General features: G+C 62.2%; 14 protein-coding genes and 1 pseudogene. 5 read left to right on the top strand and 10 right to left on the bottom strand.

Annotation, left to right across the window (positions count from 1 at the left end; translation table 11 throughout):
• Positions 1-233 precede the first annotated feature (233 nt).
• From EOA13_RS24035 to EOA13_RS24025, 3 genes are all read right to left on the bottom strand, one after another.
• Positions 234-644 carry a GNAT family N-acetyltransferase gene (locus EOA13_RS24035; protein WP_127296171.1) on the bottom strand — a complete coding sequence of 137 codons (411 nt, stop codon included), beginning with the start codon at positions 642-644 and terminating at the stop codon, positions 234-236.
• Positions 645-681: 37 nt separating this feature from the next.
• A complete protein-coding gene (locus EOA13_RS24030) occupies positions 682-2,358 on the bottom strand; it encodes an NAD+ synthase (protein ID WP_127296170.1) in 1,677 nt (558 codons plus the stop codon).
• 129 nt (positions 2,359-2,487) lie between these two features.
• Positions 2,488-3,204: a DNA-3-methyladenine glycosylase I gene (locus tag EOA13_RS24025; protein WP_127296169.1), complete on the bottom strand. Its 717-nt coding sequence runs from the start codon at positions 3,202-3,204 to the stop codon at positions 2,488-2,490.
• A gap of 92 nt (positions 3,205-3,296) precedes the next feature.
• Between EOA13_RS24025 and EOA13_RS24020 the strand changes: the two genes are divergently transcribed.
• Together EOA13_RS24020 and EOA13_RS24015 are read left to right on the top strand one after the other, a co-directional pair.
• Complete coding sequence (locus tag EOA13_RS24020) at positions 3,297-3,860, top strand: DUF1003 domain-containing protein (protein WP_127296168.1); 564 nt, start codon at positions 3,297-3,299, stop codon at positions 3,858-3,860.
• Complete coding sequence (locus EOA13_RS24015) at positions 3,857-4,444, top strand: DedA family protein (protein WP_127296167.1); 588 nt, start codon at positions 3,857-3,859, stop codon at positions 4,442-4,444. Before EOA13_RS24020 ends, EOA13_RS24015 begins: the two co-directional genes overlap by 4 nt.
• Before the next feature lie 3 nt (positions 4,445-4,447).
• Here the strand turns inward: EOA13_RS24015 and EOA13_RS24010 are convergent, their stop codons facing one another.
• The 3 genes from EOA13_RS24010 to EOA13_RS24000 all read right to left on the bottom strand — a co-directional run bounded on the left by EOA13_RS24010 (position 4,448) and on the right by EOA13_RS24000 (position 5,933).
• Positions 4,448-5,035, bottom strand: coding sequence for a hemerythrin domain-containing protein (locus tag EOA13_RS24010; RefSeq protein ID WP_127296166.1), 588 nt, complete (start codon positions 5,033-5,035; stop codon positions 4,448-4,450).
• A 40-nt stretch (positions 5,036-5,075) separates the two neighbouring features.
• A complete protein-coding gene (locus EOA13_RS24005; protein WP_023810560.1) occupies positions 5,076-5,435 on the bottom strand; it encodes a diacylglycerol kinase in 360 nt (119 codons plus the stop codon).
• A gap of 81 nt (positions 5,436-5,516) precedes the next feature.
• Positions 5,517-5,933: a GFA family protein gene (locus tag EOA13_RS24000; RefSeq protein ID WP_027036778.1), complete on the bottom strand. Its 417-nt coding sequence runs from the start codon at positions 5,931-5,933 to the stop codon at positions 5,517-5,519.
• A 407-nt stretch (positions 5,934-6,340) separates the two neighbouring features.
• Here EOA13_RS24000 and EOA13_RS23995 point away from each other — a divergent pair, with 407 nt between their 5' ends.
• Positions 6,341-7,411, top strand: coding sequence for a GGDEF domain-containing protein (locus EOA13_RS23995; RefSeq protein WP_127296165.1), 1,071 nt, complete (start codon positions 6,341-6,343; stop codon positions 7,409-7,411).
• 120 nt (positions 7,412-7,531) lie between these two features.
• Here EOA13_RS23995 and EOA13_RS23990 read toward each other — a convergent pair whose 3' ends face one another.
• The 3 genes from EOA13_RS23990 to EOA13_RS23980 all read right to left on the bottom strand — a co-directional run bounded on the left by EOA13_RS23990 (position 7,532) and on the right by EOA13_RS23980 (position 12,897).
• On the bottom strand, positions 7,532-8,905 hold the full coding sequence (locus EOA13_RS23990; RefSeq protein WP_127272015.1) for a 3-deoxy-7-phosphoheptulonate synthase class II: 1,374 nt from the start codon (positions 8,903-8,905) through the stop codon (positions 7,532-7,534).
• 134 nt (positions 8,906-9,039) lie between these two features.
• Positions 9,040-12,537: a transcription-repair coupling factor gene (gene mfd, locus EOA13_RS23985; protein ID WP_127296164.1), complete on the bottom strand. Its 3,498-nt coding sequence runs from the start codon at positions 12,535-12,537 to the stop codon at positions 9,040-9,042.
• A 72-nt stretch (positions 12,538-12,609) separates the two neighbouring features.
• Complete coding sequence (locus EOA13_RS23980) at positions 12,610-12,897, bottom strand: succinate dehydrogenase assembly factor 2 (protein WP_127296163.1); 288 nt, start codon at positions 12,895-12,897, stop codon at positions 12,610-12,612.
• 311 nt (positions 12,898-13,208) lie between these two features.
• On the opposite strand from EOA13_RS23980, the gene recG reads away from it, so the two are divergent.
• A complete protein-coding gene (gene recG / locus EOA13_RS23970; protein ID WP_127296162.1) occupies positions 13,209-15,317 on the top strand; it encodes an ATP-dependent DNA helicase RecG in 2,109 nt (702 codons plus the stop codon).
• On the opposite strand, the gene EOA13_RS23965 is transcribed toward recG, so the two are convergent.
• Positions 15,269-16,024, bottom strand: a complete 756-nt coding sequence (locus tag EOA13_RS23965; protein ID WP_027036784.1) for a DUF502 domain-containing protein — start codon at positions 16,022-16,024, stop codon at positions 15,269-15,271. The two genes, recG and EOA13_RS23965, sit on opposite strands and share 49 nt — an antisense overlap.
• A 286-nt stretch (positions 16,025-16,310) precedes the next feature.
• Between EOA13_RS23965 and EOA13_RS38880 the strand changes: the two are divergent.
• A pseudogene (locus tag EOA13_RS38880) lies at positions 16,311-16,494 on the top strand (hypothetical protein).
• The last annotated feature ends 68 nt before the right edge of the window (positions 16,495-16,562 follow it).

The following is a 16,562-nucleotide window of genomic DNA, read 5'->3' as shown; positions in this document are numbered from 1 at the left end:
TGCTCGATCCGGCGTCGGCACGAAGGGGAAACCTTCGCGGAGCGCCGGAGGAGACCTAGGCTTCGCGGCCTCGCATTACCATGTGAAATACTGCCATTCGGACCTCCCGCAAGACAATTGCGGAGGGGTCCTTATAGAGATGCTTCGATGCATCGCCAAGACGGGCTGACGCCAAAAGCGTATCTGGTCCAACCACTGCGATTATTTTGCAACAATGGCGGGCAAGCCGCGCCTCATTCAGGAACGCGATCGAAGCGCATGTAGCGGCCATCGGTTGATGGCTTGAACCCGAGCTTTTCATACATGCCATGGGCATCGCTGGTCGACAGGCTCCAATGGAAAACGGTCCTGACCTCCGGATGGTCGATCAGGGCCTGGACGAGCCGGCTGCCTATGCCCTGCCCGCGGTTCTCCGGCCAGACGATGATATCGGCGAGATAGGCGAATACCGTGCGGTCGGTGATCGCGCGGCCGAAGCCGACTTGCTTGCCATCGACATAGGCACCGACGCACAGTGAATTGGCAAAGGCGCGGCGATGGACTTCATCAGTGCGTCCGGCGCCCCAATAGCTTGCCATCAACAGGTCCGATGTCGCCCGGAAATCGATCCGTGACATGTCGAAGCTGATTTCACAATCGGGCATGGCTGTCTCCGGCCGCACCGCCGCGCGCTTTCGGTACTTAGCTGCGATCCCTGAAACGATTGGTGATGGGATAGCGGCGGTCGCGGCCAAAATTCTTTTTGGTGATCTTCACGCCCGGCGCCGCCTGCCTTCGCTTGTATTCTGCGATGTAGAGCAGGTGCTCGATGCGCGTCACCGTCGCCCGGTCATGGCCGCGCGCGACGATGTCGTCGACGCCCATCTCGTTCTCAACCAGGCATTCGAGAATATCGTCCAGCACCGGATAGGGCGGCAGCGAATCCTGGTCGGTCTGGTTCTCGCGCAATTCCGCCGATGGGGCCTTGTCGATGATGTTTTTCGGGATCACCTCGCCCGAGGGGCCAAGCGCGCCCGGCGGCACGTGGCTGTTGCGCCAGCGCGACAGCGCGTAGACCTGCATCTTGTAAAGATCCTTGATCGGATTGAAACCGCCATTCATGTCGCCATAGAGCGTGGCGTAACCAACCGACATCTCGCTCTTGTTGCCCGTGGTGACGACCATCGAGCCGAACTTGTTGGAGATCGCCATCAGGATGGTGCCGCGCGCACGGCTCTGCAGATTCTCTTCGGTGATGCCTTCCTTGGTGCCTTCGAACATCTGCGTCAGCGCGTGCAGGAACCCTTCGACCGGCTCGAAGATCGGCACGATGTCGTAGCGGCAGCCGAGCGCCCGGGCGCAATCCTCGGCATCCTTCAGCGAGTCTTTCGAGGTATAACGATAGGGCATCATGACGGCGCGCAGGCGTTCCTCGCCGAGCGCATCGACGGCGAGCGCCGCGCAGATCGCCGAATCGATGCCGCCGGACAGACCAAGCACCACATTCTTGAAGCCGTTCTTGTTTACGTAGTCGCGCAGGCCCAGCATGCAGGCGCGATAGTCGGCCTCCTCCCGGTCCGGAATTTTCGACATCGGCCCTTCGGAACAGACCCAGTGATCGCCCTGGCGTTTCCATGTAGTGACGTCGACCGCTTCCTCGAACTGGCTCATCTGGAAGGCAAGCGTCTTGTCGGCGCCAATGGCAAACGACGCGCCGTCGAAGATCAGCTCGTCCTGGCCGCCAAGCTGGTTGGCATAGATCATCGGCAGCCCGCATTCGATGACCTGGCGGATGACGATCTGGTGGCGGACATCGATCTTGGCGCGATAATAGGGCGAGCCGTTCGGCACCAACAGGATTTCCGCCCCGCTTTCGGCCAGCGACTCGCAGATATCGACATCGCCCCAGATGTCCTCGCAGATCGGAACTCCGATGCGCACGCCGCGGAAATTGACCGGCCCCTGGATCTCGGGTCCGGCCTGGAACACGCGCTTCTCGTCGAACTCGCCGTAGTTCGGCAGATCGAGCTTGTAACGCTCGGCGATGATCTTGCCGCCATCGGCGAAGATGATCGAATTGTGCGTGCCGCTCTTGCGCTTCAACGGCGTGCCGATGATGACGCCGGGACCTCCATCCGCGGTGTCGGCGGCAAAATCCTGTGCCGCCTTTTCGCAGGCTTTCAAAAAGGCCGGCTTCAGCACCAGATCCTCCGGCGGGTAGCCGGCGAGGAAAAGCTCGGTATAGAGCACGAGATCGGCGCCTTGACGCGCGGCATCCGCCCTCGCCTCGCGGGCTTTGGCGAGATTGCCTGATATATCGCCGACAGTCGGATTGAGCTGGGCGACGGCGATGCGCAGGATGTCGAGCTTCTTGGTCATGCCTGCTGACTTAGCGCGGCAAAATTGCCCGGGCAATGGCGTTCGTTTGGACCAATTCGGACCGATTGACATACGTCAATCGTGTACGGACCGATCAACGTACTTCAATCGTGGGGATACGACCAGGTATCAGTCGTCGCCCATATATTCGCGCAGCGCTTGCGGCGAATGGTTCTCGCCGATCGACATCGCCAGGATGCGTGAAATATGCCGGCGCGGCAGATGCGTCTCCGCTGCCCATTGGTTGATTTGCCTCTGGATCTTGTCCAGGTCCTTCTTCGAAGTCGGGCTTTCGGCGATGTCTAGGCCGGCGTCGCGCAACGCCGCGGCCATATCGCCCGAGATGACGAACGCATCCCAACCCAGCCAGCGCAGGAAATACTGGCCCGTATTGCCGCCCAACCGGCTGCCATGCTTGCCGAGCCAGGCCATCAGCCCGACCTGGTCGTCAGCCGGCCAGTTGGCGAGGAATTGGCCGAAACCGCCATATTCCTTCGAGACGCGCTCGACGAAGGCAGCGTTGTCGCGCACGGATCTGATCTTCTGCGGGTTGCGCACGATGCGCTGGTCGGCCGTCAGATCGTGCCAGAAATCATCGGGCTGGAACAACAGCCGCTTCGGCTCGAAGCGCAGAAACGCCTCCTCGAAGCCCGGCCATTTCTGCTCGATGACGCGCCAGACGAAACCGGCGGCGAAGACGCGTTCGGCCATAACAGAGAGAATGCGGTCATCGGCGATGTCAGCCACGGCGGCATTGTCAGGCGCGGGACCCAACAGTGACGTCAGTTCCTCCTCGCCACCCTTGCGTTCTGCGGCACGTGCACGGATTTTCCTGAAATCGGCCATTGGTCCCTCGGCAACTGGAATCAATCTAACACTTCCCGTGTGAGCCGGCAGCCTCTACCTCTTACGGCAAGCCAAGGACCCTGGAGATGGCCATGAACAAGACGATCGACGACCTGGCGAACCGCTGGCTCAAGCGGCGGCCGGACGGCCTCAGCCAGCTCGAAAGCCGGGTGCTGCAATCGACACTCGAACGGACCACCATCTCGCGCGACACCAACAAGGCCGCCGCCTTCCACCAGACCTTCGGCGACCGGCTCGCCGACACGATCGCCCGCATCGGTGGGTCATGGTCCTTCATCCTGACCTTCATCGCCTTTCTGATCCTGTGGACATCAGGCAATGTCTGGCTGCTGTCGCGTGACGCCTTCGATCCCTACCCGTTCATCTTCCTCAATCTCGTTCTGTCGATGGTCGCCGCCTTGCAGGCGCCGGTGATCATGATGGCGCAGAACCGCCAGACCGAACGCGACCGCATCGACGCCGCCCACGATTACGAGGTCAACCTGAAAGCCGAGATCGAGATCATGGCGCTGCATGAAAAGCTGGATGAACTGCGCCACGGCCAGATTCTCGGTATGCGCGACGAGATCATGCAGCTGACCGAAATGGTCAAGCGGATCGACGAAAGGCTGTCTTCGCAGCAGTCGGCTTCATGACCGGCGCGATCCATCATTTCATCGAACAATACGGGCTGCTCGCGGTCTTTATCGGTTGCGTCGCGGAGGGCGAAAGTGCCGCCATCCTTGGCGGCTTCTTCGCCCACCAGCAGGTCTTCGTCCTGTGGCACGCGGTCCTTGCGGCCGCGCTCGGCGCCTTCGTCGGCGATACTTTCTTCTTCATCCTCGGACGAAGCTTCGCCGACCACCGCTATGTCGTCAGATTGCGCAAACGGCCCGGCTTCCGCCGCGCCTTTCGGCTGCTCAACACCCATCCCGACATTTTCGTGCTGTCCAACCGCTATATCTACGGCATGCGCCTCGTCGGCGGCATTGCAGCCGGGCTTTCCAACATTGCCGCGCCGCGCTTCGTCATCCTCAACGCGCTTTCATCGGCGGTCTGGGCGGTGCTGTTCGGCACGATCGGTTATGTCTTTGGACTTGGCGCCGAGCGCGTCATCGGCCAGGCGTTGATGCATCACGAACGGTTGCTGATCGGGCTTGGCATCGGGCTGACCGTGGCCGTTCTGGCATGGCTCGTCGCCCGTCACATCGCCAGGAAGGAACGCGCCAGGGAGGGCTGATCGTCAATCCACGCCGAGCGCCTGATCCCCCCGATCGAGGATAAGCGGGATGATCAGGTCTTCCTCGTCGGCAAGATGCCTTGTCAGCATGGCGATCAGCCGGCTGTTTTCGTCGGCATAGGCGTCGGCGGCGAAGCGCTGTCTGTCTTCGCTCTCCTGAAGCGTCTTGATGAACGCGTTGGCCGCCTCGGCATTGCGCTCCAGCCCTTCATGGATGGTGTGATGGTCGGCATCGAGAATCTCGAAACCGTGCTTCAAACGGGGCTCTGCCTTGGCGAAGACCGGAAAATATTGATAATCCTCGACATTGTGGTGACCGTCGAGATGCCCAAGAAAATGATTGAGGCGCGGCGCGAACCAGCGCGCGAAATCAGGCGCCGTCAGCCGTCCCTCACGGTAGTCTCCAATACCGTTGGCCAGCATACCGCCAAGTTCGCGGAACATGTCGTGCCGCTGCAGCCACATATTGGCGATGCCATGGATGTTGGCATGGTCTTGCCAGTTTTCACGCGGGTATTTTTCGACGAGCCAGCGCAGATCGTCTGGCAGGCCAGCACGCTCAAGAAGCAGAAAGCTCGTGGCTTCGGACATGACAGTCTCCTTTGGTGACTGGCATGTAGGCATCGAAAGGCTAGATCGGTAGTCCCGTAATCCGCTCGATAATGGCGATGCCCCAGACGCCGGCGACGATGAGCACCGAAATCAGCACCGCCAGCGAACCGCAATCCTTGGCCAACTGGATATCGACATTGAACTCGCGGCTGAAAGCGTCGCATGCCGCCTCGATGCCGGTGTTAAGCACTTCGACCATGATCAAGAGCAGCACGGCGCCGATCAGCAAGGCATAGCCGCGCCACGAGATCGAAACGAACCAGCCGAGCGGCAAGGCAAGCGCCAGCAGCATCAGCTCCTGCTGGAAAGCCTTCTCGCTGGTGGCCAGCTTGCGAAACGCCCGCACCGAATTGAAATAAGCATCGATCAGCCGCTGCATGCCAAACCCCTTTGCGAATCACCGGCACGGGATAATGCAATGGCTGGCCAGATCAATGAAATAAGGTGACTTGTCCAAGATTCATTCAGCAACCGGTATGGACGGTGTCGACTTTTCAAACTGTGGCAGCCCGTCGTCGATCGAATAATAGTCGCCCTTGTCACCGACGAAGATATGGCATTCCCCCTCAAGGCCTGTCGGCTTGTCGAACGATCCGGCCATGACTGAAACGTAGTCCTGGTCTCGCGGCTTCCAGAACAGCACCGATCCGCATGCCTTGCAGAACCCACGCCTGGCGAAGGTAGAGGCTTCGTACCAGGTGATACTTTCCGTGCCCTCGATCACAATGTCGGCGTTGGCAACATTGGTCGCGGCATAGAAATGTCCGCTCTGCTTGCGGCATTGCGAGCAATGGCAATAGACGACGCCACGCAGCGCTCCGTTCGTTCTGAAGCGGACGGCTCCGCACAGACACGATCCCTGGTGACCATCACTCACGTCGACCTCCTTGAAGAAAAGTGCCTGGCATCGCCTTCAGGATTCCAGCTTTGCGGCGCACGCACGCAAGCAAATGCGACATGTGCTGGCGTGGAGAATCCGAAATTCGGTTTCATTTTCAAGAATGCGATGCGCGAATCGCGAATTCAAGCCGCCGCACCGGCGTTGTTTCCAACTGTTGGACGCGCGGATAGGGTTTTTACAGCCCGCAGACAGAGAAAACCCGCTGAACCTCTGTCAGTTAAGGAAACTTTAGCGACAGCGCATTTATGGTCACCTGCAAGCGAAGGCCGTGGGTGGGGACGCATCCCTTCGCAAGTTGTTCCGAAGCGTCGGTCGCATTCCCCAGGGCTCGGCGACAAAGGGATCCCGCGAATTCCGCGGAACATCCGAGGGGAAGAACCAAGATGCAGCCGGCAGCTGTCCCGACCGAACGAAGCACCGACATTGCAGCCACTGTTGTCGCGACAATGCGCCAATTGGGCGTGCTCGGCCTGCCGCGCAATTACGAGATCTTCTATGAGGCCCTGAGCGGCACCAATCGCGAACTCAGCCTGGCCGTCGTTTCGCTGGCCAGCCGGCCGACACAGGATGAACTGGATCAGATCGGGCGCACTTTCTTTGCCCACAACCATGGTCCTGGCATCGTCGAGCATGCCAGAGACGTCATTGCCAGGGAGCTCGAGGAGGTTGCTTCGCTGCTGCGGAGCGAGCGCAGCCACATCGAGAAATACGGCAGGATCCTCGATGAGACATCGAGCGGCCTCAGCGGCCGCAGCCTTCTCTCTCAGGATCTCCTGCAGAAGATCGCCAACGCCATGGCGGTTGCCACCAATTCGACGATCGATCACGGCCGGCAGGTGGCCTCGACGCTCGGCGACAAGACGGCCGAACTCGAGAGCGTCAAGTCGAAGCTTGAGGAGTACAAGCGGCTGGCCGACACCGATCCGTTGACCCATATCTGGAATCGGCGCGCCTTCGACAAGGAGATCACCAGGATCTACAACAGCAACAGGGGTATCCTGTTCAACGCCCTGGTTCTTGTCGACATCGACCGCTTCAAGGATATCAACGACCGCTATGGCCACCCGGTCGGCGACAAGATCATCCAGAGCATCGCCGATATTTTCCAGACCAGCATTCGCGGCGACATGTTCGTCGCCCGCACCGGCGGCGAGGAGTTCGCGCTGATCATCGAGGGCGCCAGCGAGGACGCCACCTATGACGTCGCAGAGCGTATTCGTGCCCTGATCGAGCAGACGCCGTTCACCAGCAGCCAGACTGGTACGAATTACGGCACCGTCACCGTCTCGATGGGTATCTGCATGGCGTCCGAAGCCGAAGGACCCGAAGATCTCTACACCAAGGCCGACCGGGCGCTCTATCGCTCCAAAGTCAGCGGGCGCAACCGGGTCACCAAGCACTCGAAGATGGCAGGCCGGGCCGGCAAGAGCTGGCTGCTCTACAAGAAGGACTGACCGTTTCGGCTGCTGCCTCCCCACCTGCCGGCTCGTGCAGGGAACACCAGACTAGCGCAGACATAAAAGGCGCCCGATTGCTCGGACGCCCTTTCATAGATCTTAGTCGGACTACTAAAATCAGCCGTTGACGGCCTGCTTGTGCTGCACCGGGTGGCTCTTCTTCAACAGGTCCGAGACCAGGAAGGCCAGTTCGATCGCCTGATCGGCATTGAGGCGTGGGTCGCAATGGGTGTGGTAGCGGTCCTGCAATTCCTCGGCGGTGATGGCGCGTGCGCCACCGGTGCATTCGGTGACGTTCTTGCCGGTCATCTCGACATGGATACCGCCCGGATGCGTGCCTTCGGCGCGGTGCACCTCGAAAAAGGTTTGCACCTCCTTCAGGATGCGGTCGAACGGCCGCGTCTTGTAGCCGGCGGCCTCGATCGTATTGCCGTGCATCGGATCCGACGACCACACCACGGAGCGGCCTTCCTTCTGCACCGCGCGCACCAGCTTCGGCAGATGGTCGGCGACCTTGTCGGAACCGAAGCGGGCGATCAGCGTCAGCCGGCCGGGCTCGTTCTCGGGATTGAGCAGGTCGATCAGCTCCAGCAAACCGTCCGGCGTCAGCGACGGACCGCATTTCAGCCCCAGCGGGTTCTTGATGCCACGGCAATATTCGACATGCGCATGGTCGGGCTGGCGGGTGCGGTCTCCGATCCAGATCATGTGACCCGAGGTGGCGTACCAGTCGCCGGAGGTCGAATCGACACGCGTCAGTGCCTCCTCATAGCCGAGCAGCAGCGCCTCGTGGCTGGTGTAGAAATCGGTCTCGCGCAGCGCGTAGTTGGTTTCCGAGGTGATGCCGACGGCCTTCATGAAGTCCATCGTCTCGGTGATGCGGTTGGCAAGAGACTCGTATTTCTCGCCCTGCGGACTGTCGGACACGAAGCCGAGCATCCAGCGGTGCACATTCTCCAGGCTGGCATAGCCGCCTTGCGCGAAGGCGCGCAAAAGGTTGAGCGTCGCCGCCGACTGGCGATACGCCATCTCCTGGCGAGCGGGGTCCGGAATGCGCGACTTGGGGTCGAATTCGATGCCGTTGATGATATCGCCGCGATAGCTGGGCAGCGTCACCTCGCCCTTGGTCTCGTTGTCGGATGAGCGCGGCTTGGCAAACTGCCCGGCAACGCGGCCGACCTTCACCACCGGCTGCGCGCCGGCGAAGGTGAGCACCACGGACATCTGCAGGAAGACGCGGAAGAAGTCGCGGATGTTGTCCGCGCCATGCTCGGCGAAGCTCTCGGCGCAATCGCCGCCCTGCAGGAGGAATGCGTCACCGGCGGCGACAGAAGCGAGCTGCTTCTTCAGCTTGCGCGCCTCGCCGGCAAAAACCAGCGGCGGAAAGGTTGCGAGCTGGGCCTCCGTGTTCTTCAGCGCGGCAAGGTCCGGATAGGCAGGAACCTGCTTGATCGGCTTTGCTCTCCACGAATTCGGCGACCATTTCGTCATCGCTGCACCAACACTCTTTCCGGCGAGCACCCTCGCCCCCACTCCAGCCCCTATATGGGATGGCGGCTCCATACACGAAGCCGTTTTCCTATTCTAGACCGGAATTCAAGCGCTGGCGAATGGTCCGGGGCGGGCTATGCCGCCTTCTCCACCAGCCGCGCCAACTGCGTCATGACGACCGCGGAGCCCGCCAATCGCTTCTCGGGGGTTGGCCAATCGCGCACGAAGACGACGCTGTGGTCCGGCCGGATCTTGGCCAGCGAGCCCTGCTCGCCGATGAACCGGACGAGCCCGACCGGGTTGGAGAATTCGCGCTTGCGGAAATGGATGACGACGCCCTTCGGCCCGGCGTCGAGCTTCTCGACATTGGCTTTGCGACAGAGCGCCTTGATGAAGACGATCTTGAGCAGATGCTTCACCTCTTCCGGCAGCGGGCCGAAGCGATCGATCAGCTCGGCGCCGAAAGCGTCGATTTCCTCGGTGTTCTCGAGATCGCCGAGACGGCGATAAAGCGCCAGCCTGAGTTGCAGGTCCGGAACATAGCTTTCCGGGATCATCACCGCCGTGCCGACAGCAATCTGCGGCGACCAGCCGCCATCCTGGACCTCGCCGGAATCCTTCACCTCGGCGACAGCCTCTTCCAGCATCTGCTGGTAGAGCTCGAAGCCGACCTCCTTGATGTGGCCGGACTGCTCTTCGCCCAGAAGATTGCCGGCGCCACGGATGTCGAGATCGTGGCTGGCGAGCTGGAATCCGGCGCCCAGCGTATCCAGCGATTGCAGCACCTTCAGCCGGCGCTCGGCGGTGTCGGTGAGCTTGCGGTTGGCCGGCAACGTGAACAACGCATAGGCGCGCACCTTCGAGCGACCGACGCGACCGCGTAACTGGTAAAGCTGCGACAGGCCGAACATGTCGGCGCGATGGATGATCAGCGTGTTGGCGGTCGGGATGTCGAGACCGGATTCGACGATGGTCGTCGATAACAGCACGTCGTACTGGCCGTCATAGAAGGCATTCATGATGTCGTCGAGTTCGCCCGGCGGCATCTGGCCATGTGCCACCGCCACCTTCAACTCCGGCACGGATTCCTTCAGGAAATCATGGATTTCCGAGAGATCGCTGATGCGCGGCACCACATAGAAGGAATGGCCGCCGCGATATCGCTCGCGCAGCAGCGTCTCGCGGATGACCAGGGGATCGAACGGCGAGATGAAGGTGCGCACCGCCATACGGTCGACTGGCGGCGTGGCGATCAGCGACAGCTCGCGCACCCCGGTCAACGCCAGTTGCAGCGTGCGCGGGATCGGCGTCGCCGACAGCGTCAGCACGTGCACGTCGGTCTTCAAATCCTTCAGCCGCTCCTTGTGCTTGACGCCAAAGTGCTGCTCCTCGTCGATGATCAGCAGGCCAAGGTTCTTGAACGAGATCGCGGAGCCGAGCAGCGCGTGCGTGCCGATGACGATGTCGACCTGCCCTTCGGCGATGCCCTTCTTGGTTTCGGCCAGTTCCTTGGCGCCGACCAGCCGCGACGCCTGGGCAACGCGGATGGGAAGGCCTGAGAAACGCTGCGAAAACGTCTTGAAATGCTGGCGCGACAGCAGCGTTGTCGGCACCACCACCGCCACCTGAAAGCCTTCCATCGCCGCAATGAAGGCGGCGCGCAGCGCCACTTCGGTCTTGCCGAAGCCGACATCGCCGCAGATCAGCCGGTCCATCGGCTTGCCGGCAGCAAGATCGTCGCGCACCGAATCGATGGCCGTCTGCTGGTCGTCGGTCTCTTCATAGGGGAAGCGGGCCGCGAACTCGCCATAGAGGCCTTCTGCCGGCACCAGTGGCGGTGCGGAGCGCATCTGCCGCTCGGCGGCGATGCGGATCAATTGACCGGCCATGTCGAGCAGGCGTTTCTTCAACCGCGCCTTGCGCGATTGCCAGGCGCCGCCGCCAAGCTTGTCCAGCGTCGCCTCGGCCGTGTCAGAACCGTAGCGCGACAGGAGTTCGATGTTTTCCACCGGCAGGAACAGCCGGTCGTCACCGGCATAGTGGATTTCCAGGCAGTCATGCGGTGCGCCGACCGCTTCGATGGTGCGCAGGCCAATGAAACGGCCAATGCCGTGGTCGGCATGGACAACAATGTCGCCGGCCGACAGCGCCGAGGCCTCGGCGATGAAATCCGAGGGACGCTTCTTGCGTTTCGAACGCCGGATCAGCCGGTCGCCCAAAATGTCCTGTTCGGCGACGACGACCAGTTTTTCGGTCTCGAAGCCGGATTCGAGCGGCAGCACGGCCAGGGCCGCCTGACCCGGTTCGAGCTTTTCGGCTTCCGCCAGCGTCGCCACCTGCTTGAGGTTGCCGAGATGGTGTTCGGCAAGGATCTGGCCAAGCCGGTCGAGCGAGCCTTCGGTCCAGCCGGCAATGACGACGCGGCGGCGCGCCGCGCGCTCATCGGCGATGTGTTTGACGACGACATCGAACACGTTGGCGTTCGGATCGGCGCGCTCCTCGACGAAGCTGCGGCCGTGGCGCGAGCCGGCGTGATAGACCTTCTTGGCGCCAACGTCGGGCGCGTCGAATGGGGTGAAGTCGATCGCTTCACGCGGCCCTAGCGAGGCAATCAGGTTTTCCGGGGAGAGATAGAGCAGGTCCGGTGCGACCGGCTTGTAGGGCACGGCGTCCTTCAAGGCACCGTCCGCCTGCTTCTTGCGCGCCTCGTAATGGTCGAGGATCAGCGTGTGGCGCTCGGCCAGCGCCTCATGCGCCAGATGGTCGAAGATGACAGGCGTGTGAGGCAGATAGTCGAACACCGTCTCCAGCCGCTCATAGAAAAACGGCAGCCAGTGTTCCATGCCGGCAAACCGCCTGCCTTCGCTGACTGCTGCATAGAGCCTGTCATCGCGCTGCGGAGCGCCAAAGGCTTCGATATAGGAGCGGCGGAAGCGGCTGATGGTTTCGGACGTCAGCGCCACCTCGCTCATCGCCTGCAGCGCCATCGACTTGCGTTGACCGGTGGTGCGCTGCGTGGCGGCATCGAAGACACGGATCGCTTCCAGCGTGTCGCCGAAGAAATCGAGCCTGAGCGCTTCGGTCCAGCCGGGGGCGAAAAGGTCGAGAATGCCGCCGCGCACCGCGAATTCACCGATACCGCGCACGGTCGGCACGCGCTCGAAACCGGACGTTTCCAGTCGCGACACCAGTACGTTCATGTCGATCTGGTTGCCGGGCTTGGCGTGGAAGGTCTGTGCCTCGACGAGATCCGCCGGCGGAATGCGCTGCAGCAGCGCGTTGGCGGTGGTGAGGATGACGGCGCGGTGCGGCTTCTTCGCCAGCGCGATCATGGCGGTCAGCGCATCGAGGCGCTTGGCGGCCGCATCCGAGCCGGGCGAGACGCGGTCGTAGGGCAAGCAATCCCAGGCCGGCAGTTCCAGCACCGGCAGGCCGGGGGCCGCGAAAGACAGCGCCTCGATGATCGCCGGCAGGCGCTGACCGTCGCGCGCGACGAACAGAACCGGCTTGTCTGGCGCGATCTCGAGTGCTGCCTGCACCAGCGCAAAGGCTTCGTAGCCATCGGCGACGCCGTCGACGATGAACTGACCGGCGCGGTCTTTCGGCAAACCGATGGTGGGAATGAGGCTCATCAAATCAACGTCTTGTTTTATCGCAATTCCCCAGGGAAAACCGCTTCGTACTTTTCCTGGAATTGCTTGTGTTCAGAATGTCAGAGAACGGCGGAAAGCCAGGATCTTTTGCAGGACGGCACAATCGATGTCGGCCGGCACCGGGCGTTCGCCGGTGACCATGGGCAGGAATTCGGTATCGGGAATGTCGAGGAGCCTCTCATATTGGTCGATTTCCTCAGCCGTCAAGGCGCCGATCTCAGCGTCGGCGAAAGTGCCGAGGATCAGGTCCATCTCGCGCATGCCGCGATGCCAGGAGCGAAACAGAAGCTTGCGGCGGCGGACGTCGAGCCCCTCGCTTGATCTCGTCGTTCCGGTCATCGTGCCGCATCCTTGCTTGCTGCGGGCGCATATAGCGTGGATAGAAGGGGCTGTCAGCCTTGCAACGGCCCGGTTGGCGTCTAACATCTCGGTGTGACGAACATTCCTGACAGTATCGGCGCTAGCACCCCCCTCTTTCCTGCCGGACATCTCCCCCTCAAGGAGGGAGATCGTATGGCACGACTGCTTTCGCCAATTTCCAACTGCGCAAGGCGGGCGGCGAGGTCAGAACTGCTAGTCTCCCCCCTTGAGGGGGAGATGGCCGGCAGGCCAGAGGGGGGTGAGCGCAGACACCGCATGGTTTCTCTCAGATGAGACCTTCCATCCTCGATCCCTTGTTTGTCCCGATCACCTCGCTTGCCGGCGTCGGACCGAAAGTCAGCGCGCTGATCGAGAAGGTTGTCCCGGCCGATCTGGGTGACCGCCCCGCCCGCGCGGGCGACCTTCTGTTCGTGCTGCCGCACACCGTCATCGACCGCCGCAGCCGGCCGGGCATCGCAGGATCCGCGGAGGGCCAGATCGTGACGCTGGAGGTGCGCATCGACCGCCACCAGCCGCCGCCGCGCGGCAACAGGTCGGTGCCTTACCGGGTCTTCGCCCATGACGACACCGGCGAGATCGCGCTGACCTTCTTCCATGCTCACGCTTCCTACCTCGAAAAGGCGATGCCCGAGGGCGAGCATGTCGTGGTCTCGGGCCGCATGGAATGGTTCAATGGCCGCCCGAGCATGGTCCACCCCGACCATATTGCGCTGGCCAGCGAGGCGGAAAACCTGCCGCTGGTAGAACCGGTCTATCCGCTGACGGCCGGGCTCTCGGGCAAGGTGCTGCGCCGGGCGATCGGCCAGGCGCTGGCGCGCGTGCCCGAATTTCCTGAATGGCAGGACGGCGCCTTCATGCGCCGGCACACCTTTGCGGCCTTTGCCGATGCGCTCGCCCGCATCCACAATCCGGCCGACCCGATTGACGTCTCCATCGACGGCGCCGCGTGGCGGCGGCTCGCCTATGACGAGTTGCTGGCGGGCCAGGTGTCGCTGGCGCTGGTGCGGGCAAAAGTCCGCAGGCTGTCCGGGCGTCCCCTGGTCGGCGACGGCCGCATCGTCGAAAAACTGCGGGCCGCACTGCCCTATTCGCTGACATCGAGCCAGGAGTTTGCGCTGGCCGAAATCAATGCCGACCTCGCCGATCCCGAGCGCATGCTGCGGCTTCTGCAGGGCGATGTCGGCTCCGGCAAGACGGTCGTCGCGCTGCTGGCCATGGCACGCGCCGTCGAGGCCGGCGGCCAGGCAGCCTTGATGGCACCGACCGAAATCCTGGCGCGCCAGCATCTGGCGACCATCACGCCGCTTGCCGCCAAGGTCGGGCTGCGCATCGCCATCCTCACGGGCCGCGAGAAGGGCCGCGAACGCGCTGATACGCTGGCCGGCCTGGCAAGCGGCGAGATCGACATCGTCGTCGGCACCCATGCGCTGTTCCAGGAGACGGTCATGTTCCACGACCTGGTCTTCGCCGTGATCGACGAGCAGCACCGTTTCGGCGTCCATCAGCGGCTTGCCATCACCGCCAAGGGCGATGCGCCAGACATGCTGGTGATGACGGCCACTCCCATCCCGCGCACGCTGGTGCTGACCGCTTTCGGCGACATGGACGTGTCGAAACTGACGGAAAAACCGGCCGGCCGCCAGCCGATCCGTACCGTTACGCTGCCACTCGAGCGGCTCGACGAACTGGTCGACCGCATGGTGGACGCCATCGCCGGCGGCCAGAAGATCTACTGGATCTGTCCGCTGGTCGAGGAATCCGAAGAAATCAAGCTGATGTCGGCCGAGGACCGCTTCGTCTCGCTGAAACCATTGTTCGGCGACCGTATCGGGCTCGTTCACGGCCGCATGAAAGGCGCCGACAAGGACGAGGCGATGCGCGCCTTCAAGCAGGGCGAGACACGCATCCTGATCGCCACCACGGTCATCGAGGTCGGCGTCGACGTACCGGACGCCACCGTCATGGTCATCGAGCATGCCGAGCGCTTCGGCCTCGCCCAATTGCATCAGTTGCGCGGCCGGGTCGGGCGTGGCGACAAGCCCTCCTCCTGCGTGCTGCTCTATAAGGACCCGCTCGGCGAGACCGCAAAACGCCGACTGTCGGTGATGCGCGAGACCGAGGACGGGTTCCTGATCGCCGAAGAGGACCTGAAGCTGCGCGGCGAAGGCGAATTGCTGGGCACCCGCCAGTCCGGCACGCCAGGTTTCCAAGTGGCTCGCATCGAGGCGCATGCCGACCTTCTGGAGGCCGCCCGCGACGATGCCAGGCTGATCCTGTCGCGCGACCCGGAGCTGCAATCGCAGCGTGGCGAGGCGTTGCGCCTGCTGCTTTATTTGTTCGGCCGCGACGAGGCCGTGCGGCTCCTGCGCGCCGGCTGAGCCAGGGCGGCAACCGACGGGTTGGCGAGCATCCCCTCGATCGGCTCGCCATTCACGACAACCATTTGCTTGACCTCGGGCGCCACCAGCCCGGCCGAGACGATCAGCTTGGCGCCGTCCTCGATCGTCATGTCGAGCAGCACGATGTCCGACTTCGGCACATACATCAGGAATCCGGTGGTCGGGTTCGGCGTGCACGGCATGAACACGGCAATCAGCGGATCGCCTTCCTGGTCGAGCTTCTGGTTGATCTCGGTTTCCTTCTCGCTGGCGACGAACACCAGCGACCACACACCCTTGCGCGGATATTCGACCAGCCCGACCTGGCGGAACATGTCACCCTTGTTCGACAGCACGGTCTCGAAAATCTGTTTCAGCGAGCCATAGATGCCGCGCACCAGCGGCATGCGGCCAAGCAGCCGCTCGCCGAAGTTGACGATGGCACGGCCGACAATGTTGGCTGTCAGGAAGCCGATCAGCGTGATCAGGATCAGCGCCACGATCAGCCCGAACCCCGGCACCGGAAACGACAAATAGGTGTCAGGGCTGTAGCGGGCCGGAATATAGGGTTTCACCCAGGAATCGACCCAGCCGATGAAAGACCATGCAATGTAGGCGGTGATCGCCAGCGGCGCGCAGACAATGAAGCCCGTGAGGAAATAGTTCCTCAGCCGGGTCACGCCGGAGGTCTTGGGAGCATCGGACATGGTTCACCGGGGGCCGCTATTGCGACGCAACATTAGTGAACCGCCGTCCAGTTTGGAACTGCGAAGTTTTTAAAGAGCCGATTATGCCGCCGCTTCCAGCGAAGCAATCCAAACGGAAGCAGCATACGTTCGCGATTAGCCGAAACATCCCTCCCCTTCGTCATCCACGGGCGGAGCAAGGAGCGAAGCGACGCGGCGCAGACCCGAGGATCCATTCCGTGACGTCGGCCGAAGAATGCAACCCCTCAAGATGGTCGGCGGATCGTTCGGTCGCTATACTTCGTTCATGACGGGCTATGTCTATTTAACTGCGAGCCGGAAACGCGGCACCATCTATATTGGCGTCACAAACGATCCGATGCGATCCAGCGCGAGAAGTCGCTGAAACGTTGGCCCCGTCAATGTAAAATCGAACTGATCGGAAAGGCCATCCGGAGTGGTTCGAACTTTTCCGCGGGACTGGGTGGTAGCGCCAAGTTCTGCACCGCTTGATCCGCCACCACCGTCACGGAATGGATCCTCGGGTCTGCGCAGGAGC

Source organism: Mesorhizobium sp. M7A.F.Ca.US.011.01.1.1, from assembly GCF_003998295.1.
Lineage (GTDB): Bacteria > Pseudomonadota > Alphaproteobacteria > Rhizobiales > Rhizobiaceae > Mesorhizobium.
This window is presented reverse-complemented; position numbering and strand designations above follow the sequence as displayed.